Here is a 24,554-nt window from a genome sequence, read left to right on the forward strand (position 1 = left end):
AAATAACATAACGTGTGCAAATTGCACACGTTATAAATTCTTGTTTTGCTATTGGTAGACAGTAATACTCCTACTTCAAAGTTCGGTGTAAGTAAGGAGATTAGGCGGGAGATAAACTTACTATAAGGTTAATTTGCGAGAGTTGAAGAAAATCTTTCATCATTACAGTTTCACGTCATTATAAATCCCGAGTTTCTCCATTTTTCTATATAATGTTCGTACACTAATCCCCAAAGCAGCCGCAGCTTGTTTTTTTCCTTCATAATCATAACCATAGTCATGAAGTTTTTGAATAATGCTTTCTTTTTCAGCTTCTTGCAATGCACCGTGTTGCTTTGTGGATGAGCACAGCAACTCCGAATGATTTTGAAGAAATGCTGGTAGTGATGATTCGGTTAATTGGCCACTTTTCTCCATATTCATGCTATATTCTAAAACATTCTCTAATTCACGAATGTTCCCAGGCCAGTGATATTGTTTTAATCTTGCTAGAAACGCCTCTGTGTAACTTTGAATGAATTTTCCTGTTCTTGTCTGTAATTTTTCAATTAAGAAAGGGACGAGTTTCTTTAAGTCTTCTTTTCGCTCGCGAAGTGGTGGTAAATGAATTGGAATCACATTGAGTCTGTAGTAAAGATCTGAACGGAATTGTTTAGATTCTATTAATTTTTCTAATGGTTGATTTGATGCAGCGATAATTCGGACATTCACTTTTTGGGGAAGCGTTCCACCAATTCTTTGTACAACACCATCTTGTAGTACTTTTAATAACTTTGGTTGTAAATGGAGAGGAAGATCTGCAACTTCATCTAAAAATAACGTGCCTCGGTCGGCCATTTCAAAGTAACCGGGCTTTCCTTTCTTTCTCGCCCCTGTAAATGCACCTTCCTCATAGCCAAAGAGCTCACTTTCAAATAAAGATTCAGGAATGCTGGCACAATTTATTTCAATGAAATCTCCCCTCTGGAATATGCTTTGTTCATGAATAAGCTTTGCCATCAAGCTTTTCCCCGTTCCCGTTTCTCCTGTAATAACGATGGATGAGGTACTACTTTTCATATTTTTTAAGATTTCTTTTATGTTTTGTAATGTATAACTGCTTCCAAGGATATATTCAGTTTGTTTTAATTTTGTCCCTATTTTGGAAGTAGAATAATTTGTTTCATGAATCATATCGGTAATAATCTCTTTTAACTTTTCCATCCAATAGATAAATTCTTTTTGCTGATCGAGTAATTTCTGTTGCTTATCTTTGGAAAAACTAACGAATGAAAGATAGCCATAGTGACGTTCATTTTGAATCATATTTTGTATAATTTCTGCAGTGGATGGACAGCTTTTTTGAAAGTGGCAACCATGACACATATTCATATGCCCCGGCTTATGTACAAAGGTAATAGGATGCTCGTATAGTTTTTGGAAAAAGGGGAGGTATACGCGTTCTCCTTTTTTCTTTTTATATTCTTCCGTTGAAGAAACTAATAGCCCTTCATGGTTGAAATAGGCGATTTCTATTTGTAAGAGTTCGGAAAAGGTATGAATCATTTTTGTGATTGCTGTGATTGTAGACAATTTTGAACCTCCTTTCTATTTATGTAATTATTGTATGATAATTCAGAAAAATACAAAAGTGTCAAATGTTTGTCAAAAATGTCAAATGATCGTATCAAAGTTGCTTACTACAATAAGGGTTTTTCACGTAATAAAATTGGCATGTTTTTTGCTTAATAAAAAGCAGATGCAAATAAAGGAGGTTTTTTTATGGAAAGAGATTATTTTCAATTAAAGGATAAAGTGGCGGTTGTAACCGGAGCGGCATCAGGAATTGGGTATGCGACAGCAACCATCTTTGCTGAAGTAGGAGCTACCGTCATTCTTTTAGATATTGATGAGGAAAAAGGTATGCAGGCCACGCAGAGTTTACGAGACGAGGGGCAGAGGGCAGAGTTTTTGAAGTGCGATGTAACAAGTGAATTAGATTGTAAGAATGTGAGTGAGCATATTAGGAAGGTATATGGAAGTGTAGATGTGCTGTTTAACAACGCTGGAGTTATTAGAAGAAAAACAGTTGTTGAATTAGAAGAAAGAGAGTGGGATTCAGTTATTAATGTGTCATTAAAAGGTGTATATCTTTTATCTAAATATATCATTCCAATTATGGCTGAAAAACAAGGGGGAAGTATTATTAACACTGGCTCTGGATGGGGACTAAAAGGGGGCGACAAGGCAGCTGCATATTGTGCTGCAAAAGCGGGGGTTGTGAACTTAACGAAGGCGATGGCAATTGATCATGGGTCGCAAAATATTCGAGTAAACTGCATATGTCCAGGTGATACAGATACGCAGTTACTACGCGACGAGGCGAAACAATTGAATGTAGAAGAAGGGTCGTTTTTGAAAGATTCAGCAATAAATCGGCCTCTATCAAGAATTGGTACGCCACGGGATATTGCAAAAGGTGTTTTATTTTTAGCTAGCGACTTGTCATCTTGGGTGACAGGGACAGAACTTGTTGTCGATGGCGGAGGCTTAGCATAATTGAATGAAATTTAACAAGGGGGTATTAAGATGACGAAAAAGGTACATCCTTACATTCCAAATATGGTACCTGAAGTAAAAGAAGAGATGTTAAAAGAAATCGGCGCTGAAACCGTGATGGAATTATACGCCTGCATACCAGAGGAACTCAAGTTAAAAGAGGAAATGAATATACCAAAGGCGCTTACAGAATATGAACTGCGTCGCCATGTTGAAGGGATACTTTGTAAAAATACGAGTACAAGTGAATATGTAAATTTTTTAGGAGCAGGTTGTTGGCAACACTTTGTACCAGCTGTTTGCGATGAAGTGAATCAGCGATCAGAATTTTTAACGGCATATGCTGGGGAACCGTATGAAGATCATGGCAGGTTTCAAGCTTTATTTGAATACCAAAGCTTAGTAGCGGAACTTGTTGATATGGATGTTGTAAACGTGCCTACATTTGATTGGGGGCAAGCAGCAGCTACATCAATTCGGATGGCTGCCCGTATAACGAAAAGAAAAAAGGTATTAGTAGCACAAACCGTGTCACCTGAGAGAATGAAAATTATCCAAAATTATGGGTCCCCAGATCTTGAATTTGTTTCTGTTGGTTATGATGATGAGAATGGTCTTCTAGATTTAGAAGATTTAGAGAATAAGATAGCTGCTAATGTAGCCGCAATTTATTTTGAAAACCCTTCCTATTTAGGATTTATTGAATCGCAAGGGATGGAAATTGCGGAAATTGCAAAGCAACATGATGCGCTAGTAGTTGTTGGTGTTGATCCGATATCGCTTGGAGTGCTAGCACCGCCAAGCCACTATCAAACAGATATTGTTTGTGGTGACTTACAGCCTCTTGGTATGCATATGAACTATAGCGGAGGGCAAGCTGGGTTTATTGCTACAAGAGATGAGGAAAAGTTTGTGAATGAATACCCTTCACGTTTATTTGGAATTGTCCCAACAGTAAAAGAAGGAGAGTACGGATTTGGAGATGTAGCGTATGACCGAACATCTTTTGCCCTTCGTGAAAAAGGAAAAGAATCAGTTGGTACACAAACAGCGTTATGGGGCATTACAGCAGGAGTTTATTTATCGTTACTTGGACCAAATGGTATGTATGAATTAGGTCAAACGATTATGCAAAATAGTCAATATGCAGTAAAACAATTGAACCAAATCCCTGGAGTGAGAGGTTCAAGATTAAGTTCTCCATTTTTTAAAGAGTTTCTTGTTGATTTTAATGAGACCGGTTTATCAGTAGAAACTATAAATAAGAGATTGTTAGAAAAACAGATATTTGGAGGAAAGGATATTTCGAAAGAGTTTCCTAAATTTGGTCAATGTGCCTTGTATTGTGTTACAGAAGTTCATACGAAGGAAGACATTGATCGGTTAGCTGCCGCTCTGCAAGAAATTGTGACAAATTAAAAAAGATGAACGGAAAGGAGAATCGACTGATGAAGAAAATTAAAAGGAATAGTAAAGTCCGTGACTTCCATCAAGCGAAATGGAATGAACCAATTATTTTTGAACTTCACCAGCAAGGAGAAAGGGGCGTAGAAGTTCCTGTAGCGGATGAAACAATTGTGAAAGAAGTTGGTGATGGAGTTTCAAAGATTCCTCATTCTATGTATAGAAAAGAAAGAGCGAGACTTCCGGAAATCGGTCAAGCACGTGTTTTAAGGCATTATGTGAGACTTTCACAAGAGACGCTAGGATCAGATTTCAATGTTGAAATTGGGCAAGGGACCTGTACGATGAAATATATTCCTAAAATTAATGAATTATTAGTACGGAATCCTAAAATAATGGAACTGCATCCTCTTCAAGATGAAAGTACGGTCCAAGGCATGCTAGAGATTATATACAAATTGGATCTTTGTATGAGAGAAATTTCTGGTATGGATCATTTTTCATTTCAACCGAGTGGTGGCACACAAGCCTTATTTGCTATGGCATCCATTGTAAGAAAATATCATGAATCTCGAGGGGAAGGGGAAAAGCGGAATGAAATTATTACAACCATTTTTTCTCATCCTTCACAAGCGGCTACAGCGGCTGTTAAAGGTTTTAAAATCATTACGCTTCATCCGGATAAAGATGGATTTCCTGACCTTGAAAAATTAAAAGCTGTTGTTTCAGAAAGAACAGCAGGATTTGTTGTAGCGAATCCTGAAGATACAGGGATTTTTAATTCGAAGATTAAAGAGTTTACGAGGGTTGTTCATGAAGCAGGTGGGATTTGCTATTACGACCAGGCAAATGCAAACGGCCTTCTTGGGATTACGCGGGCGAAAGAAGCAGGATTTGATATGTGTTTTTTTAATCTTCATAAAACATTTGCAGCTCCGCATATGTGTGGTGGACCAGCAACAGGTGCACTTGGTGTAAGTAAAGAGTTAAAAGAGTACTTACCAGGACCAATTGTCGAATGTGATGAGGAGAAATATTATTTAAATCATGAATTGAAACATTCGATTGGGAAAGTACGTGCTTTTCATGGTGTGGCACAAACGATTTTAAGGTCTTATGCATGGATTCGTGCTCTAGGACCAGAAGGGTTAAAAGAAGTGGCGACAACGGCTGTGTTAAACAATAATTATATGTATCATAAAGTACAAAAAATTCGTGGTGCAAGCGCTCCGTATGTGAAAGGGCAGCGGCTGGAACAAGTTCGTTATAGTTGGGAAGAGATGAACGATGAAACGGGTGTTACGACAGAAGATGTTCAGAGAAGGATGACGGATTTCGGTTTACACTACTGGACGAGTCACCATCCATATATCGTTCCTCAGCCGTTTACATTGGAGCCGACTGAGAGTTATTCTAAGGCAGATTTAGATGAGTATATTGCGGCACTTGAACAAATTTCGCAAGAGGCATATGAAAGTCCTGAAATTATTCGAAATGCTCCGCAAAATAGTACGATTCATAAATTAGATGAACAGGATTTTCTAGATGATCCGAAAAAATGGTGTATTACATGGAGAGCTTATCAGAAGAAAGTACAGTTACCGGAGTTAATTTAAGGTAGAGGGCAATCAAGAGATTTCTTGATTGTCTTTTTTCTTTCATGTTAAAGGATGTAACAATGATTGCTATTTGGAAAAATTAAACATTTTAAAAAATTCGAGGGTATTTTATATTTTTAGTACATCCATTTTCCAAAATAACATATGGAAAATAGTACTGAAATTGAAATAACTAATGTGATCGCAGCGCTATGTAAGTTCATTGATGAATGAAATTGTACAAGAGAATGCGAGAATCGAAAATATTCATAAGTAATGAAAAAAGACCGCTAAAACTTAGTGGTCTTTTTTCATTTAGGAATCTTGATCCTTTTTTAGTCTTCCCTTTTGTTTTGCCATTTCTCGAAGCAAATACTCGATGTGGGCGTTAACGCTGCGGAACTCATCATTCGCCCATTTTTCAATGATTGCGTGTAATTCAGGATCGATACGTAATGGGAAACTTTTCTTTTTAGCCATAATACCTACAACCTTTAATATAGACTTCCTGTATTAATAACTGGTTGTGCTCCTTTATCTGAAACGATGGCAACTAATAAGTTGTTAACCATGTTTGCCTTACGCTCATCATCTAAATCAAGTATGCCTTCTTCATCTAATTTTTGAATCGAGTCTTTCGCCATTTGAACGGCACCTTCAACAATTTCTTTACGTGCAGCCAATACAGCTTTCGCTTGCTGACGTTGAAGCATTGCATGAGCAATTTCTGTTGCGTAAGCTAAATGCGTTAGGCGAGTTTCTAATACTTCTACACCAGCAATTTCAAGACGCGCTTCTAACTCACGTTTTAATTCTTCAGAGATTTCTTCAGTATTTCCGCGTAACGTAACGCAATTATCATCTTGGAAATTGTCATAAGGATATTTTGTTGCAACGTGGCGGATTGCCGTTTCACTTTGGATTTCTACAAATCGATCATAATGTTCAACACCAAACATTGCTTTTGCAGAATCAACAACTTTATATACAATAACAGCTGCAATTTCAATTGGATTTCCCTCAACATCATTTACTTTTAATTTCTTACTGTTAAAGTTTTCAACACGTAAAGATACAGTTTGACGGAATGCGAATGGAATTGTTAAAAATAAACCATTTTGACGAATTGTTCCTAAATAATTACCGAAAAACGTAATTACTTTCGCTTGGTTTGGTTGAACAATTCCAATACCAGTTGCGAGAATCGCAGCTAAAAGAATAGTTAATGCTGCTACTATAAAAATTTCTTGCACAAGGCAGAATACACCGATAGTGGCTAAAATCAAAATCCCAATAATACCGAGAAAACCATTTACATAAAAAACTTGTTTTTCTTTCATATGATCGCCTCCTGATATAAAAATGATATCACTTTTATATCATTTTAAGCAAGGGGTTTATACCTAATTTTCTGAAAATATAACAAATAATTCCTGGTTACCTGTGTGATGGGTTTAAATATTACTTTTGCTTGTTAGATATTTTTTTCTAAAGTAATATATAAGGGTTATTTCAAGTTTTAATAAACAGCAGGGGGCGTACTTATGAAAAAAATGTTCAAATCATTGACTTTTATCATGATGATAGGGGTATTAATGAGCATGCTTACGGGATGTTCAAACCCAGATGATACTGTACAAGAATTTTTGACAGCAGTAAAAGGCGGGGACTTTAAAAAGGCCACTACTTTTGTGTACGAAAGCAATGATGGATACGATTTTAACAATTTAAACAAAGAGCAAGACGGTATTGATGGGAAGCAGATATTTAGCGTAATCGCAAAGAACTATAAATTTGAAAAGCCAGAGCAAGTGTCCAAGAAAGATGATACAGCAAAGGTTAAGGTAAAGATTACTTCGGTTGATATGGCTGTTGCCACTACAAAGACAATCGGAGAGATTATGCCTATGGCTTTTGCAAGTGCGTTTAGTGAAAACAAAGAGCAATCTGAAAAGACAATGGAGAAAATGATGACGACAACCCTTGTGAAGAACTTGTCTGATAAAGATGCGGCAATGGCAATTCGTGAAGTAACGCTGAATTTAAAGAAAGATAAAGAAGGTAACTATAAAATTGTTTCTGATGAAAATTTACAAGAAGCATTGCTTGCAAACTCAAAATCAATAGATAAAATGTTTGGCAATAAATAATTGCGATACATGGCGTTACAAAGAGATCACTCAAAGGTTTTGCTGCCGGGTGATCTTTTTGTTTACCGCGATAAAATGAAGAAGACTTAGCCGCCCACTGCAGCAGCTAAGTCCCTTTGAGAGCATCTTGCATCGTGACAAATGATTCAAAGCGGTTTTGCCAGGATTGCTTCCTCAATCGCTGACTCAATCTCTTTGTCAGAAGTATCATAACTTCCTTTTGACTTTTGTGTGTCATGGCTAGAAGTATGATTTACTTCTTCTTTAGCATTTCCCTTTTTATTAAAATCCATGCTAGGTATTTTAAAGGCACCCATGTTCATATATTTTCCAAATTTACATGCTTCCGTAATAGGACAGAAACGCAAGATTCCTTCTGCAATTTTCATTGCACTAAGCCATAGCAGAATCTTTGACCAAATGCACCATGGTTTGCGTGTAAGTTTAGCTGTGCTACAACTTAATACGACCAAACCGAGTGTAATACGAATTAGAGCATTCATTATGCCGATGTTTTGCTTTATCAAAGAAAACACTCCTTCTTCATCAGCTTAGAAATAGTAAACACTATTTCAGTTGTTATTATTCCATGTAAGTTTCGCGATATGTAATCCAACATTTGACGGTAAAAAAGATGTTGGATAGGGCGTGTGTATAGGTGTCTTTTTTTGTTATAATGTAAGAATGCATAAAAGGAAGTTTAAAAAGTCCGGTCAAGATAACCTTCGCATTTCTTCGTTGCTGTGCCAGTGCGGTACTCATGTAGTAAAGGCTACACTGCGTGTCCTCCTGGCTACAGCGCCTCGAACTGCTCGGTTCTCTAAATCCTCCTTTTTAAACGTGTGTTATAAAGGAAGTTTAAAAAGTCCGGTCAAGATAACAGTCTTTTTGAACAAGCGCATAAAGGTGATTAGATAAAAGAAAGGGTGTTTTCATGTACGATATTTCACAGTGGAAACATGTATTTAAGCTTGATCCGAATAAGGAATTAAGCGATGAACATTTAGAAATGATTTGTGAATCTGGAACAGACGCAGTCATTGTAGGCGGAAGTGATGGAGTAACAATTGATAACGTATTACACATGCTAGTAAGCATTCGTAGATATGCAGTTCCTTGTGTGTTAGAGGTTTCTGATCTTGAAGCTCTTACGCCAGGATTTGATTTTTATTACATCCCAAGTGTTTTAAATAGCCGAAAAGTGGAATGGATAACGGGAATTCATCATGAGGCATTGAAAGAATTTGGGGACATTATGAACTGGGATGAAATTTTCATGGAAGGATATTGTGTTTTAAATGCAGAAGCAAAAGTAGCTCAGCTTACAGCGGCGAAATGTGATTTAACAGAAGATGACGTTATTGCATATGCACGTATGGCAGACAAGCTTCTGAATTTGCCGATTTTCTACTTGGAATATAGCGGTACTTACGGAGATGTTGAACTTGTTAAAAATGTAAAAGCAGAATTACAACAAGCAAGGTTGTATTACGGAGGCGGGATTTCAAGTGCGAAAGAGGCAAAAGAAATGGCGCAGTACGCTGATACAGTCGTTGTAGGAAATGTAATTTATGATGATATAAAAGCAGCGTTACAAACAGTAAAAGCTGTAAAAGGAGAGTAGGTGTAGGCACATATGAGTATAACTGATAAATTATTAAGTGGTTTAAACCCTGAGCAACAAAAAGCGGTGCAAACAACAAACGGTCCACTTCTATTAATGGCGGGTGCTGGTAGTGGTAAAACGCGTGTGCTAACACATCGCATCGCATACTTACTTGGTGAAAAAGGGGTAGCACCTTGGAATGTATTAGCAATTACCTTTACAAATAAAGCAGCTCGTGAAATGCGTGAGCGTATCGATACGCTTGTCGGCCCGGAAGCAGAGGATATTTGGATTTCTACGTTCCACTCGATGTGCGTGCGTATTTTACGACGTGATATCGACCGTATTGGGATTAACCGAAACTTTACGATCTTAGATGCAAGTGATCAACTTACTGTTGTGAAGAAAATCATGAAAGAGCGAAACGTTGATCCGAAAAAATTCGATCCGCGTTCTATTTTATCTGGCATTAGCAATGCAAAGAATGAATTGTTATCTGCTGATAAATATGCAAAGCAAATTTCAATTGCTGATCCATTTGAGAAATTAATAAGTGATGTGTATATAGAATATCAAAAACGTCTTCTGAAAAATAATTCATTAGATTTTGATGATTTAATTATGACGACGATTCAATTATTTGAACGTGTTCCAGAAGTATTGGAATTTTATCAACGCAAATTCCAGTATATTCATGTTGATGAGTATCAGGATACGAACAGAGCACAATACATTCTTGTAAATAAATTAGCTGCTCGCTTTAAAAATCTTTGTGTTGTTGGTGATTCTGATCAGTCTATTTATCGTTGGCGCGGTGCGGATATTTCCAACATTTTATCGTTTGAAAAAGACTATGAGAATGCACAGGTTATCTTGTTAGAGCAAAACTACCGCTCATCACAAAATATTTTAAATGCAGCTAACGCTGTAATTGAAAATAATTCAAATCGTAAACCGAAAAAATTATGGACGGATAATCAAGTCGGAAGTAAGATTTCGTATTATCGTGCTGCAACAGAAAAGGATGAAGCATATTTTGTTGCGAAAAAAATTCGCGATGAAATTCAAATGGGGAATCGAAAATATACAGACTTTGCGGTTCTGTATCGTACTAATGCGCAGTCTCGTATGGTCGAGGAGATTTTCTTAAAGTCCAATATTCCGTATAAAATTGTCGGCGGTATCAAGTTCTATGACCGTAAAGAGATTAAAGATATTTTGGCTTACTTACGTTTAATCGCAAATCCGGATGATGAGATTAGCTTTGCACGTATTATTAACGTGCCGAAGCGGGGAATCGGTGCCACGTCTATCGATAAAATTATTAACTACGGCGTACAAAATGGTATTTCATTAACTGCTGTAATGGATGAAATTGAGCATGTTGGAGTAAGTGCAAAAATCACAAAAGCAGTAAAAGAATTTGCAAGTCAATTACACAATTGGGTAAATATGCAGGAATATTTATCTGTTACAGAACTGGTAGAGGAAGTTATTGAGAAAACAGGTTACCGCGATATGCTAAAGAATGAACGTACTTTAGAAGCGGAAGGAAGACTTGAAAACTTAGATGAGTTTTTATCTGTTACCCAAACATTTGAGTCACAAAGTGAAGATAAGAGTCTTGTCGCTTTCTTAACAGATTTGGCTCTTGTTGCAGATATAGATCGTGTGGATGAGGATCCAACTGCAGGTGAAGAAGTTATTTTAATGACGATGCACTCGGCAAAAGGGCTAGAGTTCCCGGTTGTCTTTATTATTGGCTTAGAGGAAGGGGTCTTCCCACATACTCGTTCTCTTATGGAAGAAGATGAGATGCAAGAAGAACGCCGTTTAGCTTATGTAGGTATCACTCGTGCGGAAGAAGAGTTATATTTATCAAATGCTCAAATGCGTACTTTATTTGGTAGAACAAATATGAATGCAGCATCTCGATTTATTTCAGAAGTTCCGGCGAATTTACTTGAACCATTAAATGAAACAACGCCAAAGCGCGAGACATTTAGTGCGAAAGGAAGGACAGCTGGGGCTGGGGCAACGACGACACGTTCTCGCTCTGCATTTGTGCGACCGGCAGTGAAAACAACAGGAGGAGAGCAAATTGGCTGGGCTGTAGGTGATAAAGCGTCCCATCAAAAATGGGGAGTTGGTACAGTTGTAAGTGTGAAAGGGGAAGGTGATGCAAAAGAGTTAGATATTGCATTCCCAAGTCCGATTGGTATTAAACGTTTATTAGCGAAATTTGCACCTGTAACGAAACAATAGAAAGGAGTAAGGATATGTCAAAAGAGGCGATAAAGCAGCGTATAGAAGAACTTCGTGATATGCTCAATGCATTCAACTATCAATATCACGTACTAGACAATCCTTCTGTTTCTGATGCGGAATACGACCGTGATATGCAGGAGCTTATAAAATTAGAAGCAGAGAACCCTGAATTTTTAACGGAAGACTCCCCAACTGTTCGAGTTGGAGGAGCAGTGCTTGATATATTTGAAAAAGTCACGCATAAATCACCGATGTTAAGTTTAGGAAATGCCTTTAATGAAGGAGATTTACGCGATTTTGATCGCAGAGTACGTCAAGGAATTGATGATTCAAATGTAAGATATATATGTGAACTAAAAATTGACGGTCTTGCTGTTTCCCTTCATTATGAAAAAGGACGCTTCGTTCAAGGAGCAACACGTGGTGATGGCGTAACTGGTGAGGATATTACGCAAAATTTAAAAACAATTAAAGCAATTCCTCTTCGTTTGAAAGAAGAAGTAACATTGGAAGCTCGCGGCGAGGCATATATGCCAAAGCGTTCATTTGTGAAATTAAATGAAGAGAAAGAGCAAAATGGTGAAGCTGTTTTTGCAAATCCACGTAACGCAGCAGCGGGATCACTACGTCAACTTGATCCGAAAGTAGCCGCGAAGCGCAAGCTATCTATGTTTGTGTACGGTCTTGCTGATGTGGAAGAAAAAACGATTGCATCACATAGCGAGTCATTGAACTTCTTAGGTGAACTTGGATTTAAAACAAATCCAAATCGTCGCACGTGTGAAACAATTGAAGACGTAATCGCTTATGTAGAAGAATGGCAGGAAAAGCGCCCAAATCTTGATTATGAGATTGATGGAATTGTAATTAAAGTAGATGATGTAGCTTTGCAAGAAAGCTTAGGAACAACAGCAAAGAGTCCGCGCTGGGCAATTGCTTATAAGTTTCCGGCAGAAGAAGTTGTAACGAGATTAACAGGTATTGAACTAAGTGTAGGACGTACTGGTGTTGTGACACCAACTGCAGAACTAGAGCCGGTTCGAGTCGCTGGAACAATTGTCCGCCGCGCATCTCTACATAACGAGGATTTAATTCGTGAAAAAGATATTCGAATTGGCGACTACGTTGTTGTGAAAAAAGCGGGAGACATTATTCCAGAAGTAGTTAACGTTATTTTTGATAAACGTACTGGTGAGGAAGATGAGTACCATATGCCAACGCATTGTCCAGATTGTGACAGTGAACTTGTTCGTTTAGAAGAAGAGGTAGCGCTACGTTGTATTAACCCAGCCTGCCCAGCACAAATTCGTGAAGGGCTGATTCATTTCGTTTCAAGAAATGCAATGAATATTGATGGCCTTGGAGAGCGTGTTATTACACAGCTTTTTGAAGCAGATTATATTCGGACATTTGCAGATTTGTATCCATTAACGAAAGAGCAATTGTTACAACTAGAGCGTTTTGGTGAGAAATCGGCATCTAAATTAGTACAAGCAATTGAAGCGTCTAAGGAAAATTCTTTGGAGCGTCTATTATTTGGACTTGGTATTCGTCATGTCGGTGCAAAAGCAGCTCGCACGTTAGCTGAGCATTTTGAAACGATGGACCACCTTGTGAAAGCAACTGAAGAAGAGTTAAAAGAGATTAATGAAATTGGCGAGAAAATGGCTCAATCAATCGTAACGTACTTTGATAATGAAGACGTGTTAGAGTTATTACAACAATTTAAAGAGTACGGTGTTAACATGGCCTACAAAGGCATAAAACGTGCTGATTTACAAAATATTGCATCTTACTTCGCTGGAAAAACAATTGTCCTAACAGGAAAACTAGAAGTCATGGGGCGCACTGAAGCGAAGAAAAAGATTGAAGAGCTAGGTGGAAAAGTAACAGGTAGTGTAAGTAAGAGTACTGATTTAGTCGTTGCTGGTGAAGCGGCAGGATCAAAATTAGCACAAGCAGAGAAACATAATATTGAGGTTTGGAATGAAGAGAGGTTCTTACAAGAGCTAAATAAGTAAGAGGTGCAAACTTACCATGAAAAAAATAGCATTAGCGGTATTAAGCCTAAGTCTACTTCTAAGTGGATGTAGTACAGGTATAAAAAAAGAAGAAAAAGTTATTGACAAATCGGGTAAATCAAAAGAACAAGCGATTGTTCCGAAATATTCTATTTCTGAGGATTATTACAAAACAACGGTGCCATTTGATCCAGGTTCTGCACGTGGCTTAGTTGTCCAAGGATTAAATAGCCGTCTGGATATAGATGAATTTGAAACAGGACTAATGCGTATTGCGAAAGAATCGTTTAGTACGAAAGATTATTTATTCCAGGGTGGTAAATTTTTAGAAAAAGAAATGGTTCAAATGCTTGTGAAAAGAAAGCGTACAGATGCTGAGCAAAAGGAACTAGAAGAGAAACTTGGTAAAAAAGAAGCAGATAAGCTTCCGAACATTGGATTGAACCCTGCTTTAGATCCAGGATCTGAATCATTAGAGGTACGCAATAGGAAAAAGCCAATTTATCTTTCGAATATTTTAGAACATGATTATTATGCGAGAAAAGGCGATCAAGTTGAATTAGGCGGAATTGTTATTGGTCTCGCGATGAATTCCGTTCATTATTACAATGAAGAACACGGATACCCACGTGAAGCTGAAATTAAGGAAGAAGAGATGCTAGCAGAGGGTAAACGCATGGCGCAAGAAATTTTATCTCAGTTACAACAGAAAAAGCCAGATGTGAAAAATGTCCCGATTACGTTTGCGATTTATCGTCAAGGAGCGAAATCAACACTTGTGCCAGGGAAATTTGTATCTTACGCTCAAGTCGATAAAGGTAGTGATAAAGTAGGAGATTGGAAAGCAATTAATGAAAAGTATTACTTGTTCCCTTCTGAATCAGCTAAGACGGATGTGCGTGAAGATTATACAACTGTAGAAAACTTTAAAGCAAAGCTGAGTGAGTATTTCAAAGGCGATTACACAGCTGTTGTAGGTACAGGATTTTATAAAGATGATCAATTAAAAGAAATGAAGATTGAAATTCCTGTTCAATTTAACGGAAAAGCAGAAGTGATTGGATTTACGCAATATGTGGCGGGACTTGTTATGCAATACTTCCCGAATTATGTGAAAGTACAGGTGACAATTAAATCTGTTGAACGTCCTGAAGCTATTATTATTCGTGATGCGAAGCAGGATGAACCATTTGTGAAAATTTTAGATTAAGAAAAAGCTGTTCCTTTCTGGAACGGCTTTTTTTCTTCTGTAATTTTGTTATAATTTCTAATGTTATGAACAAAAAGGGGTAAGGAGAAAAGACATGGATGAGTTAAGTTTACAGATTGTTGTATTACTCGTTGCTTTTGGTTTTTTGGCTGCATTTATTGATTCAGTTGTTGGAGGAGGGGGGCTCATTTCACTTCCTGCACTTATGTTTGTAGGATTACCACCAGCTTCGGCAATCGCTACAAATAAGTTAGCTTCGACAATGGGGTCATTAACAAGTACAGTTTATTTTATTCGTTCAAAGAAGGTTGATTTTCGTATAGTGGGAAAGTTAATCCCATTAACTATTATTGGGGCCATTATAGGAGCTTTAGTAGTAAAATTTATTCCACCGGATATTTTGCGTCCGCTTGTACTGGTAATGTTGGTATTTATTGCGATTTATATTATTGCAAAAAAGGATTGGGGAAGTGTTTCGACCTATAAAAAGATGACAAAAGGAAAAGCATTAATGTTTTACTTCGTTATTTTAATTATAGGATTTTATGATGGTTTTTTCGGACCGGGAACAGGATCTTTTTTAATTTTTGCATTTTTATTAATTGGTTTGGATTTTATTCGAGCAGCTGCGTCTGGAAAAGTTTTGAATTTTGTTAGTAATATTGTATCTTTAATTACATTTTTATTTTTAGATATTATTCATTTTGAATACGGTATTATTATGGGATTATCTATGATTTTAGGAGCATATTTAGGATCAAAGTTTGCTGTGCAAAAAGGTGTTGGGTATGTTCGTACTTTATTTTTACTAGTAACAATTTTATTAATTGGAAAAAATATTATGGAGTATGTTCATATTATTTAGCTTCATACGTACGTATGAAGCTTTTTTTTTATTTATTATATTTTAAAAATTAATTAATTTTTAAAATATAAGTCTAGGAATATTTGAATAAATCTAAATTATCGTGTAGAATAATGTTGTAAAATGTAAACGTTTTTCTAAGGGGAGGCTAAAAAGAATGGTAGTAGCATACAAACATGAGCCATTTACAGATTTTTCAGTAGAGGCTAACAAGTTAGCGTTTGAAGAAGGTTTAAAGAAAGTTGAATCTTATCTTGGACAAGACTATCCATTAATTATCGGGGAGAAAAGATCACTACAGACGAGAAAATCGTTTCTGTAAACCCTGCAAATAAAGAAGAAGTTGTAGGTAGTGTTTCAAAAGCAAGCCGTGAATTAGCTGAAAAAGCAATGCAAGTTGCGGATGAAACATTCCAAACTTGGAGAAAGTCAAAACCAGAAATGCGTGCAGACATTTTATTCCGTGCTGCAGCAATCGTTCGTCGTAGAAAACATGAGTTCTCTGCTATTCTTGTAAAAGAAGCAGGTAAACCATGGAATGAGGCAGATGCTGATACAGCAGAAGCAATCGACTTTATGGAATATTATGGTCGTCAAATGTTAAAATTAAAAGACGGTATTCCAGTAGAAAGCCGTCCAATTGAATATAATCGTTTCTCTTACATTCCATTAGGAGTAGGTGTAATTATTTCTCCTTGGAATTTCCCATTCGCAATTATGGCAGGTATGACAACAGCTGCATTAGTTTCTGGTAACACAGTATTATTAAAGCCAGCTAGTACAACACCTGTAGTAGCAGCGAAGTTTATGGAAGTTTTAGAAGAAGCAGGCTTACCAGCAGGCGTTGTAAACTTCATCCCTGGTAGTGGATCTGAAGTTGGTGACTACTTAGTAGATCGCCCTCGTACACGTTTCATTAGCTTCACTGGATCACGCGATGTAGGTATTCGTATTTACGAGCGCGCAGCAAAAGTAAATCCAGGTCAAATTTGGTTAAAACGCGTTATCGCTGAAATGGGCGGTAAAGATACAATCGTTGTTGATAAAGAAGCAGATCTTGAATTAGCTGCTAAATCTATCGTTGCATCAGCATTTGGATTCTCAGGACAAAAATGTTCTGCTTGCTCTCGTGCAGTAATCCACGAAGATGTATACGATCGCGTATTAAATCGTGCTGTTGAATTAACAAAAGAATTAACTGTAGGTAACCCAGCTGAAAAAGGCATGAACATGGGACCAGTTAATGATCAAGCTGCATTTGATAAAGTAATGAGCTATGTTGCAATTGGGAAAGAAGAAGGTAAAGTAGTAGCTGGTGGCGAAGGTGATGATTCTAAAGGCTGGTTCATCCAACCAACAATCGTTGCTGACGTTGCAGAAGATGCTCGCTTAATGAAAGAAGAAATCTTCGGACCAGTAGTAGCATTCTGTAAAGCAAAAGACTTTGATCATGCACTTGCAATTGCAAACAATACAGAATACGGTTTAACAGGAGCAGTTGTCTCTAACAACCGTGAACATATCGAAAAAGCACGTGAAGACTTCCACGTTGGTAACTTATACTTCAACCGTGGATGTACTGGTGCAATCGTAGGTTACCAACCATTCGGTGGCTTTAACATGTCTGGTACAGATTCTAAAGCAGGCGGACCTGATTACTTAGCACTTCACATGCAAGCAAAAACTACTTCTGAAACTTTATAAGAAATAGATGAAAAGGCCTTCCTATAATGGGGAGAGCCTTTTTCATGTAAGAAAGATTCCGATTAGAAAACAACTATCTTGCTTAAATAAAGTGTAAAAGAGTGAAAAGGAACAAAAGCGCTAAAAAATTAATTCATTCGTCATATTTTTCTGTATTATTTTTTTGAATTTCCTGTATAATTCAATTTGAAAGAAAATCTATGGTTAGACAAGAGAACACTGCTTTCAGTTTTGCTCACTGAAAGTAGTGTTTTTTATTTTAGCAGGTGTAACTTATAACAAATAGTAAGGTCGTAGTTCGCAAGGGGAGGTAGAGTGTAATACATAAAGTGGTGATGTTAAGCTGTAATTTGATACACTTCCTAGATCTTTAAAAGTTGAGTTCAATAGAAGTTCGGATCAAGCGGATGTAAATGTTGCTGGTCTGCTATATGAAGAGAAATTAAAGAATCAGTTGATTAGAGTAAGAGGTACAGGGAAAAATAAAGTGAAGAGGAAAGCGAGTTTGAGAGACTTCAAGTTATGATAACCTGTGAATAATAGTATAAAAGATCATGTCTTTATCCCGCCTTAACGGGAAGTAAGCCCCCACCTTAGGATTCAGAGATAGGCGGGGGATCAAGAACCCCACCACTGATTAAAGTTTCACTTTACAGACATAATCTTTTGTTTCAGATGGAGTTCCTAAAACTTAAAAGCTCTTCGGTACTCATAACATTTGCATATAGGTCATTTAAACTTGCTAAAATTGTATTATGGATATAGACAGCGGGAATCGTAGCATTTTTAAAGAGGAGATCTTTTGTTGCACATGCATCATGTACAACAGTGCAACGAAAACCGAAATCAAAAGCAGCTCTTACTGTGGCATCAATACACATATGAGTCATCATCCCACATATAATAACATGTTCAATTTCTAAGTTCTGCAATTGCTCTAGCAGGCCAGTTTCCCGAAAACTGTTTGGATAGTGTTTGAGAATAACAGTTTCATTCTTTAAGGGGCGAACATTTTCATGAATGTGAACACCTTCCGTATTCGGAAGAAAAAGGTAGCAGTTTCTTTAATAGATACATGTTGGATATGAAAAATAGGTTGGTTCACTTCTCGAAAATGCTGAAGTAGTTGACTTGCATACTCGCTAGCTTCAGCGGCACCACGTAGTTCCATCTTACCATTTGGAAAATAATCATTTTGAATATCGACGAGTAAAAGGGCTGTTTTCATATCAGTTATCGTCCTCCGTTTTATTTCTTATTCATGTAATGTTATTCAATTAGCAGCGGATATTTTCCTTTCCATAATCCTGATGAAAAATAAAGTTGTTATTTTCTGATATTTTTGTTGACTCTTACTTTTCAGAGTTTTATAATGGGACTTAATTAAACGACAATTAAATTGATACACTCTTATCCAGAGAGGTGGAGGGACTGGCCCTGTGATACCTCAGCAACGGATTATTTAATACCGTGCTAATTCCAGCAAGCTCTTAGAAGCTTGGAAGATGAGAAGATGTGAATGAGTATATAAGTGCTCTTCTTCTTATTTTTATTATGGATAAGGAGGAGAGCACTTTTTATTTTACCTCAAGGCTCTACTTCAAGTTGTTTCAGCATATAGGAGGGAAGACGATGATTTCTTTTAACAATGTAAGCAAAGTATATGAATCTGGTGGGAAACCTGTTCATGCGGTAGAAGATGTAACACTGTCGATTGGAAAGGGGAAATTTTTGGTATTATCGGTTTTAGTGGAGCTGGAAAAAGTACATTGTTACGTCTAGTAAACATGCTAGAAAGACCAACCGAGGGAACCGTTTTAATAGATGATAAAGATATTACATCATTAACAACGAAAGAATTACGAAAACTAAGACAAAGAATTGGGATGATTTTTCAAAGTTTTAATTTATTTAATTCAAGAACTGTTTTTGGGAATATTGCTTATCCATTAAAATTGGCGAAAGTACCGAAAAATGAAATAAAAGAAAGAGTAAATGAATTGCTAAAGTTTGTAGGTTTAGAAGATAAAGCGAACTATTATCCAGAACAGCTATCAGGTGGTCAAAAACAACGCGTTGGAATTGCAAGAGCGCTTGCAACATCGCCAGATATTCTCATTTGTGATGAGGCCACATCAGCGTTAGATCCAGAAACAACGACAGAAATTCTAAATTTATTAAAGAAAGTGAATCGAGAATATAATTTAACAATCCTTCTTATTACACATGAAATGCACGTTGTGAAAGAAATTTGTCACCGTGTAGCCGTTATGGAAAAAGGCAAAGTAATTGAAGAGGGAACATTATTCGATGTCTTTACGAAACCTAAAACGAAGACAACGCAAAATTTTGTGCGCTCTGTTATTAATGATCACTTACCAAAAAGTGTTTTGACAAAAATTCAAAATGGCGGAAGGATTTATCGCTTAACATTCACTGGTGAAGAGACGGGGCAACCTGTATTATCGTATATTGCTAAAAATTATAACGTGAATGTAAATGTACTCTATGGAAATATTATAGAACTACAAAATGTTCTATTCGGAAACCTTCTTGTAGAACTACAAGGAGAACAGAAAGAAATTCAAAAAGCGCTGCAACATTTAAGAGTGCAAGTACAATTGAAGGAGGTTGAAGCCCATGCGAGTTGATTGGAGTATATTTTGGCCTCGGATTTTAGATGCGGCAGGGGATACCCTTTTGATGGTAATTGTAACCCTTATATTCGCTATAATACTTGGTATACCTCTAGGTTTACTTTTATATGTAACGAGAAAAGGAAACTTTTTAGAAAACAAGCTGGTCTTTTCTATTCTTAATATTGTTATTAATACGATTCGTCCAATTCCATTTATTATCTTTTTAGTAACTTTAAGCCCAATAACAAGAACTGTTATTGGAACAACAATTGGAACGGCGGCAGCAATTTTTCCAATGACACTGGTCGCATCAATTGGAATTGCAAGAATGGTAGAAACAAATCTTGTTTCGGTTCCAAAAGGCGTGATTGAAGCAGCGCAAGCTATGGGAGCATCACCATTAAGAATTGTTTTCGAAATTCTTGTCCCAGAAGCAGTAGCACCATTAATTTTAGGGATTACATTTATGACAGTTGGTTTAATTGAATTTTCGGCAGTTGCTGGTCTTGTTGGCGGTGGGGGTCTTGGTGATTTAGCAATGACATATGGTTATCAACGTTTTGATACATCTGTTATGTTCGTGACAGTTGTATTACTTATTATTCTTGTGCAATTGGCTCAAAACTTAGGAAACTACTTTTCAAAAGTATTTTTACGTAGATCATAAAACGAAGAGGGGAAGAGAAGCATGAAGAAACTATTAGCATTTGCATTATCAACAATTGTAGGAATTACAGCTTTAAGTGGATGCTCAAGTGAAGATACAGGAGCAAAAGGAAAAGAAAAAGTAGTTCGTATCGGTGTAACAGGAACGGATGGAGACACTTGGACTATTCTTCAGAAGAAAGCTGAAAAAGAAGGGATTAAAATTAAACTTGTGGAGTTCTCTGATTATACAACACCAAATAAAGCATTAGCTGACGGTGATATAGAATTGAATTCATTTCAACATATTGCTTTCTTAGAGCAATTTAAAAAGGAGCATAAGTTAGATATTACAGCCGTTGGTACAACACAAATTGCGCCAATGGGATTATTCTCTGAAAAGTATAAAAAGACAAATGAAATTCCAGAGGGTTCAGAAATCGCAATTCCAAATGATCCAACGAACCAAGCACGTGCATTGAAACTTCTTGATGCATCTGGATTATTAAAATTGAAGAAAGACTTTGGACTATTTGGAGATCCAAGTGGTATTGCTGAAAATCCGAAAAAGCTAAAGATTACACCAGTAATTGCACAGCAAACACCACGTGTATTAAAAGATGTGGCAGCTTCCGTTATTAATAATGGTGTTGCGGGTCAAGCTGGTTTAGACCCAGTGAAAGACCCTATCTTCTTAGAAGATCCAAAAACGAAAATGCGAAACCATATATTAATATTTTCGCAGCTCGTACGAAAGATAAAGATGATCCAACGATCAAAAAAGTGATTGAATTGTACCATTCAAAAGAAGTAATAGATGCAATTAAGAAAGAAACAAAAGATGGTTCAATAGCAGTAAATCTTTCACTGGAAGAGTTAGAGAAAATCGTAAAATAATATGGGGTTAAACGGACTAACTGTAGGAACCCCTCCGTTGTTAGCTCGTTCGACATATAATCATACTTAACAGACGATACCCTAATTTTGTATCTTTCAATTCTGTATATCATAAAATCCAATGTTTGTTAGGTAAGATGAAAAGACCAGGGAAATTCCTGGTCTTTTTTATTTGATCAATTATTTTATTTATTCAATCGTAATGTTCTTTAAGTTACTAGTTGTAGGTCTCGTTGTTTCTTGCATACAAGAAGAAAGCTCTTCTTGTAAAATACTTAGCACTTTCTTTGCAGATTGCTGAACCGGAGTAGGTAATTCATTCATGATATACATTCCAACTTCCACCTTTGTACGAATTGCTTTTCTTAGTAAATCCTCACGCATGAACAGCACCTCCAAAGCGAATGTTTAATACATCCCCTTCAAATTTTGCACCTTGAACGGATAAGTGCGTTAATGTTTTGGGTAATGTAATGTTTCGTTTAACAGAGCCTGCGCGAATGATGAGTTCATCACCTTTTTGATTTAAAGAAAGCTCACTTTTATCTGAGAATGGAATAGAGAGAACAAAAATATATGCATCTCCATCTTTTTTACATATTGTGTACGCCCGTTAAATTTTACGGCGGTTGGTTCTGCATCATCTTTGAATAAAGCATCTCCTACACGCTCTAGCATAGGTAATCCAATTACTTCTTGTTCGAACATTGGAGCTTCATAAATAGGAAGTGGTTGAAAGCTATCTTGGATAAGTGCTTTATATTTCTTTTGGGCATCTTTCCATGCTTGGAAGTAGGAGTCAGTAACAGTATCAGGGATGACACGGTTAATCATGATGGCATCGACGTTATAATCATATAAATTTAAATAGGTGAAACTACGCTGTGCTTCTTTAATAACCATTTTTTCTGGATTTACAACAACGCGAATGCTCGTTACTTCTCGATTGGATAAAATATCCCGCATTTCCCCTAGCTGTTCAAGTGTATTCGTTAATTCATCCATAATATCATCAGTAGGGAGTGGGACGCCGAGGAGTGGTTGTGCAACAGGACGGACAACTTTTAAAACTTTTCTTTTAATCGGGAAGAGTTTTTCCATCCACCAACCGAGCATATCAGGAAAGCTTAACATAGCTAACGTTTCTCCCGTTGGTGCACAGTCAATAATGATGACATCATATGTTTTTTGTTTATAGTAATCGAGTACACGGAGTAAACTAATTAAGTCTTCCATACCTGGGAACATCGTTAATTCCTCAGTTGTAATATCGTCAGCTGCTTTTGATGTGAACAGCAATGTAATATACTTTTGTAATTTTCCCCAGCCTTTTTCCATTTCATAAATAGTATTGATTTCTTGCGCCCATAAATTTTCACGAATTTCTTGTGGTTCGGAAGATAATTTTATGCCGAATGAATCTCCTAAGCTATGAGCTGGGTCTGTACTCATGACTAATGTTTTTAGCCCTTGTTTGGCACTTTGAAGAGCCGTTGCTGCTGAAATGCTAGTTTTTCCTACGCCGCCTTTACCTGTATACAAAATAATTCTCATATTTATATCCCCTTTGTTTCGATTGTCGAATATTACGATTGTCGAAATATATTTGTGAATAAAAACCCATAAAGGGCTTTATTCGATCGGAATGTTTTTCATGTTAGGTGTAGAAAGCTTTTCGACCTGTTTTTGTTGTGACGTAGCGACGTGATTCATAATCTTTTGGAAGATTTGCAGTAAGAATGCCTTTTCTTCTTCTGATAATGCTCCTGTCACAAGATTAAAGTAATGAGCTGCGTTTTGTTTCACTTCTTGAACGAGTAACATACCTGCTTCTGTTAAGCGAATTAATACGATACGTCGATCGCTTTCATTTCGATAGCGCTCAATATATCCTTTTTCACAAGACGATTTACAACACCTGTTGTTGTACTCATTGGAATATCAAGAAGCTCAGTAATTTTTGTCATCGTAATATCTTTATTTCGCTCCATCCATAAGAGACAGAATACCTCCGTTTTAGAAAGTGATAAATCAAGGCTCACCCATTCTTCTGGATAGAAAAGCTTCTTGGCGTTATCTAGCAGTAAATCTAAAAAATGTTCATATTGCAACAATTATTTCCACTCCCGTATATTTCGAGATTCGTAATATTTATTTTTATTGTATGCATGTTTGAAATAAATGTCAAATGTATATTTTGTTTTTTTCAGATTAAATAAAAAATAAACTTTATAATAGAAAATAATTGTGATAGATCAGTATATTTTACATAAAAACCCATAACAGTAATATAATCACCTATAATTAATATGCAGCTACGAGGGGAGAACAATGAGAAGGAGAAATACGCAAGCGTTTACATTTTTAGCATGGACGTCCTTTGTTTGCGCACTTTCAGGTATGTTAATTGGTATTTATACATTAGATGAAACGCTTAGTGTAAAAGGGTACTATTTAATAGGTACATTATTTTTAACAATGTCATGTTTTGTGTTACAAAAAACAATTCGTGATAATGAAGAAGATAATGAAAGATTTCCCAAAAGCAAGCCGTCAGATAAAGAGTAATGTACGAAGAAAGGCAGAAGCCTTTCTTTTTTATGTAAAAATACTGTAAGTGCCGCGTGTTGACTTGCTTGAAGTACTGAAAATTTGGTATCATCAATAGTATTGTAGATTGAACGATATATTATGGAGGTGGCCTAGCCGTGTCAAGAATTTCCGTTGAAAATGTAAAGCATGTAGCGCATTTAGCACGTCTTGCAATTACAGATCAAGAGGCAGAAAAATTTCAAAAACAACTCGATGCAATTGTTACATTTGCAGAACAGTTAAATGAATTAGATACAACAAATGTAAAACCAACAACTCACGTATTAAATATGAGAAATATTATGCGTGAAGATGTACCAGAAAAAGGTTTACCAGTTGAAGAAGTATTAAAAAATGCACCGGATCACAAAGATAATCAAATCCGTGTTCCAGCAGTATTAGAATAGAGGAGGGAAT

Annotated in this window: 17 protein-coding genes, 6 pseudogenes and 1 riboswitch; of the genes and pseudogenes, 15 read left to right on the forward strand and 8 right to left on the reverse strand. The window is 36.6% G+C overall.

All coding sequences use genetic code 11. The features are described 5' to 3' along the window. Positions 1-162: 162 nt before the first annotated feature. Positions 163-1,572, reverse strand: coding sequence for a sigma-54 interaction domain-containing protein (locus QRY57_RS03385; protein ID WP_286016652.1), 1,410 nt, complete (start codon positions 1,570-1,572; stop codon positions 163-165). Between the two features lie 189 nt (positions 1,573-1,761). Here QRY57_RS03385 and QRY57_RS03390 point away from each other — a divergent pair, with 189 nt between their 5' ends. From QRY57_RS03390 to gcvPB, 3 genes are read left to right on the forward strand one after another with little or no spacing between them, the layout of a single operon-like run. After that, positions 1,762-2,538 carry an SDR family NAD(P)-dependent oxidoreductase gene (locus QRY57_RS03390; protein ID WP_286016653.1) on the forward strand — a complete coding sequence of 259 codons (777 nt, stop codon included), beginning with the start codon at positions 1,762-1,764 and terminating at the stop codon, positions 2,536-2,538. A 30-nt stretch (positions 2,539-2,568) separates the two neighbouring features. Beyond that, the gene (gene gcvPA, locus QRY57_RS03395; protein WP_286016654.1) at positions 2,569-3,957 is read left to right on the forward strand and encodes an aminomethyl-transferring glycine dehydrogenase subunit GcvPA; all 1,389 of its coding nucleotides are present in this window, start codon (positions 2,569-2,571) and stop codon (positions 3,955-3,957) included. 29 nt (positions 3,958-3,986) lie between these two features. After that, entirely contained in the window at positions 3,987-5,558 is a 1,572-nt protein-coding gene (gene gcvPB / locus QRY57_RS03400; protein ID WP_286016655.1) for an aminomethyl-transferring glycine dehydrogenase subunit GcvPB, read from the forward strand. A 297-nt stretch (positions 5,559-5,855) separates the two neighbouring features. On the opposite strand, the gene QRY57_RS03405 is transcribed toward gcvPB, so the two are convergent. After that, positions 5,856-6,020: a type II toxin-antitoxin system antitoxin gene (locus tag QRY57_RS03405; RefSeq protein ID WP_035415543.1), complete on the reverse strand. Its 165-nt coding sequence runs from the start codon at positions 6,018-6,020 to the stop codon at positions 5,856-5,858. Between the two features lie 14 nt (positions 6,021-6,034). Continuing rightward, complete coding sequence (locus QRY57_RS03410) at positions 6,035-6,880, reverse strand: SPFH domain-containing protein (protein WP_026593289.1); 846 nt, start codon at positions 6,878-6,880, stop codon at positions 6,035-6,037. Positions 6,881-7,084: 204 nt separating this feature from the next. Here QRY57_RS03410 and QRY57_RS03415 point away from each other — a divergent pair, with 204 nt between their 5' ends. Then, complete coding sequence (locus tag QRY57_RS03415) at positions 7,085-7,690, forward strand: hypothetical protein (RefSeq protein ID WP_098303150.1); 606 nt, start codon at positions 7,085-7,087, stop codon at positions 7,688-7,690. A gap of 146 nt (positions 7,691-7,836) precedes the next feature. Here the strand turns inward: QRY57_RS03415 and QRY57_RS03420 are convergent, their stop codons facing one another. Further along, positions 7,837-8,214 carry a YgaP family membrane protein gene (locus QRY57_RS03420; protein WP_090692657.1) on the reverse strand — a complete coding sequence of 126 codons (378 nt, stop codon included), beginning with the start codon at positions 8,212-8,214 and terminating at the stop codon, positions 7,837-7,839. Positions 8,215-8,624: 410 nt separating this feature from the next. Here QRY57_RS03420 and pcrB point away from each other — a divergent pair, with 410 nt between their 5' ends. The 6 genes and pseudogenes from pcrB to pruA all read left to right on the forward strand — a co-directional run bounded on the left by pcrB (position 8,625) and on the right by pruA (position 17,364). After that, positions 8,625-9,314 (forward strand): heptaprenylglyceryl phosphate synthase, encoded by a 690-nt coding sequence (gene pcrB, locus QRY57_RS03425; protein WP_286016656.1) that lies wholly within the window; start codon positions 8,625-8,627, stop codon positions 9,312-9,314. 12 nt (positions 9,315-9,326) lie between these two features. Then, the gene (gene pcrA / locus QRY57_RS03430) at positions 9,327-11,561 is read left to right on the forward strand and encodes a DNA helicase PcrA (protein ID WP_286016657.1); all 2,235 of its coding nucleotides are present in this window, start codon (positions 9,327-9,329) and stop codon (positions 11,559-11,561) included. A gap of 14 nt (positions 11,562-11,575) precedes the next feature. After that, entirely contained in the window at positions 11,576-13,585 is a 2,010-nt protein-coding gene (gene ligA, locus QRY57_RS03435; RefSeq protein WP_286016658.1) for an NAD-dependent DNA ligase LigA, read from the forward strand. Positions 13,586-13,601: 16 nt separating this feature from the next. Beyond that, on the forward strand, positions 13,602-14,795 hold the full coding sequence (locus QRY57_RS03440; protein WP_286016659.1) for a CamS family sex pheromone protein: 1,194 nt from the start codon (positions 13,602-13,604) through the stop codon (positions 14,793-14,795). A gap of 94 nt (positions 14,796-14,889) precedes the next feature. Then, on the forward strand, positions 14,890-15,660 hold the full coding sequence (locus tag QRY57_RS03445) for a TSUP family transporter (protein ID WP_026593313.1): 771 nt from the start codon (positions 14,890-14,892) through the stop codon (positions 15,658-15,660). A 157-nt stretch (positions 15,661-15,817) separates the two neighbouring features. Continuing rightward, a pseudogene (gene pruA / locus QRY57_RS03450) lies at positions 15,818-17,364 on the forward strand (L-glutamate gamma-semialdehyde dehydrogenase). 671 nt (positions 17,365-18,035) lie between these two features. Here the strand turns inward: pruA and QRY57_RS03455 are convergent. Beyond that, a pseudogene (locus tag QRY57_RS03455) lies at positions 18,036-18,592 on the reverse strand (cysteine hydrolase family protein). A gap of 179 nt (positions 18,593-18,771) precedes the next feature. Next, a riboswitch (SAM riboswitch) is annotated at positions 18,772-18,876 on the forward strand. Positions 18,877-18,996: 120 nt separating this feature from the next. On the opposite strand from QRY57_RS03455, the pseudogene QRY57_RS03460 reads away from it, so the two are divergent. The 3 genes and pseudogenes from QRY57_RS03460 to QRY57_RS03470 all read left to right on the forward strand — a co-directional run bounded on the left by QRY57_RS03460 (position 18,997) and on the right by QRY57_RS03470 (position 21,545). Then, a pseudogene (locus tag QRY57_RS03460) lies at positions 18,997-20,015 on the forward strand (methionine ABC transporter ATP-binding protein). Further along, positions 20,005-20,670, forward strand: coding sequence for a methionine ABC transporter permease (locus tag QRY57_RS03465; protein WP_208019012.1), 666 nt, complete (start codon positions 20,005-20,007; stop codon positions 20,668-20,670). The pseudogene QRY57_RS03460 and the gene QRY57_RS03465 overlap by 11 nt, the downstream one beginning before the upstream one ends. A gap of 21 nt (positions 20,671-20,691) precedes the next feature. Then, positions 20,692-21,545: pseudogene (locus QRY57_RS03470) on the forward strand (MetQ/NlpA family ABC transporter substrate-binding protein). A gap of 189 nt (positions 21,546-21,734) precedes the next feature. On the opposite strand, the gene QRY57_RS03475 reads toward QRY57_RS03470, so the two are convergent. The 3 genes and pseudogenes from QRY57_RS03475 to QRY57_RS03485 form a co-directional block, all read right to left on the reverse strand. Then, positions 21,735-21,929, reverse strand: a complete 195-nt coding sequence (locus QRY57_RS03475; protein WP_090692610.1) for a DUF3926 domain-containing protein — start codon at positions 21,927-21,929, stop codon at positions 21,735-21,737. After that, positions 21,922-23,099, reverse strand: a pseudogene (locus QRY57_RS03480) (ArsA family ATPase). The gene QRY57_RS03475 and the pseudogene QRY57_RS03480 overlap by 8 nt, the downstream one beginning before the upstream one ends. A gap of 78 nt (positions 23,100-23,177) precedes the next feature. After that, a pseudogene (locus QRY57_RS03485) lies at positions 23,178-23,659 on the reverse strand (MarR family winged helix-turn-helix transcriptional regulator). Between the two features lie 217 nt (positions 23,660-23,876). On the opposite strand from QRY57_RS03485, the gene QRY57_RS03490 reads away from it, so the two are divergent. Both QRY57_RS03490 and gatC read left to right on the forward strand, forming a co-directional pair. After that, positions 23,877-24,113: a YiaA/YiaB family inner membrane protein gene (locus QRY57_RS03490; RefSeq protein WP_026593322.1), complete on the forward strand. Its 237-nt coding sequence runs from the start codon at positions 23,877-23,879 to the stop codon at positions 24,111-24,113. Between the two features lie 140 nt (positions 24,114-24,253). Further along, positions 24,254-24,544, forward strand: a complete 291-nt coding sequence (gene gatC / locus QRY57_RS03495) for an Asp-tRNA(Asn)/Glu-tRNA(Gln) amidotransferase subunit GatC (protein WP_026593323.1) — start codon at positions 24,254-24,256, stop codon at positions 24,542-24,544. Positions 24,545-24,554: the final 10 nt, after the last annotated feature.

Origin of the sequence: Bacillus arachidis, from assembly GCF_030285945.1 — a bacterium.
GTDB classification, from domain to species: Bacteria; Bacillota; Bacilli; order Bacillales; family Bacillaceae_G; genus Bacillus_A; species Bacillus_A arachidis.

Excerpts from the sequence above, each read along its gene's own strand:
- QRY57_RS03390 (WP_286016653.1), top strand. The coding sequence starts at position 1,762 with ATGGAAAGAGATTATTTTCAATTAAAGGATAAAGTGGCGGTTGTAACC.
- gcvPA (WP_286016654.1), top strand. The coding sequence starts at position 2,569 with ATGACGAAAAAGGTACATCCTTACATTCCAAATATGGTACCTGAAGTA.
- gcvPB (WP_286016655.1), top strand. The coding sequence starts at position 3,987 with ATGAAGAAAATTAAAAGGAATAGTAAAGTCCGTGACTTCCATCAAGCG.
- QRY57_RS03405 (WP_035415543.1), bottom strand. The coding sequence starts at position 6,020 with ATGGCTAAAAAGAAAAGTTTCCCATTACGTATCGATCCTGAATTACAC.
- QRY57_RS03410 (WP_026593289.1), bottom strand. The coding sequence starts at position 6,880 with ATGAAAGAAAAACAAGTTTTTTATGTAAATGGTTTTCTCGGTATTATT.
- QRY57_RS03415 (WP_098303150.1), top strand. The coding sequence starts at position 7,085 with ATGAAAAAAATGTTCAAATCATTGACTTTTATCATGATGATAGGGGTA.
- pcrB (WP_286016656.1), top strand. The coding sequence starts at position 8,625 with ATGTACGATATTTCACAGTGGAAACATGTATTTAAGCTTGATCCGAAT.
- pcrA (WP_286016657.1), top strand. The coding sequence starts at position 9,327 with ATGAGTATAACTGATAAATTATTAAGTGGTTTAAACCCTGAGCAACAA.
- ligA (WP_286016658.1), top strand. The coding sequence starts at position 11,576 with ATGTCAAAAGAGGCGATAAAGCAGCGTATAGAAGAACTTCGTGATATG.
- QRY57_RS03440 (WP_286016659.1), top strand. The coding sequence starts at position 13,602 with ATGAAAAAAATAGCATTAGCGGTATTAAGCCTAAGTCTACTTCTAAGT.
- QRY57_RS03445 (WP_026593313.1), top strand. The coding sequence starts at position 14,890 with ATGGATGAGTTAAGTTTACAGATTGTTGTATTACTCGTTGCTTTTGGT.
- QRY57_RS03465 (WP_208019012.1), top strand. The coding sequence starts at position 20,005 with ATGCGAGTTGATTGGAGTATATTTTGGCCTCGGATTTTAGATGCGGCA.
- QRY57_RS03475 (WP_090692610.1), bottom strand. The coding sequence starts at position 21,929 with ATGCGTGAGGATTTACTAAGAAAAGCAATTCGTACAAAGGTGGAAGTT.
- QRY57_RS03490 (WP_026593322.1), top strand. The coding sequence starts at position 23,877 with ATGAGAAGGAGAAATACGCAAGCGTTTACATTTTTAGCATGGACGTCC.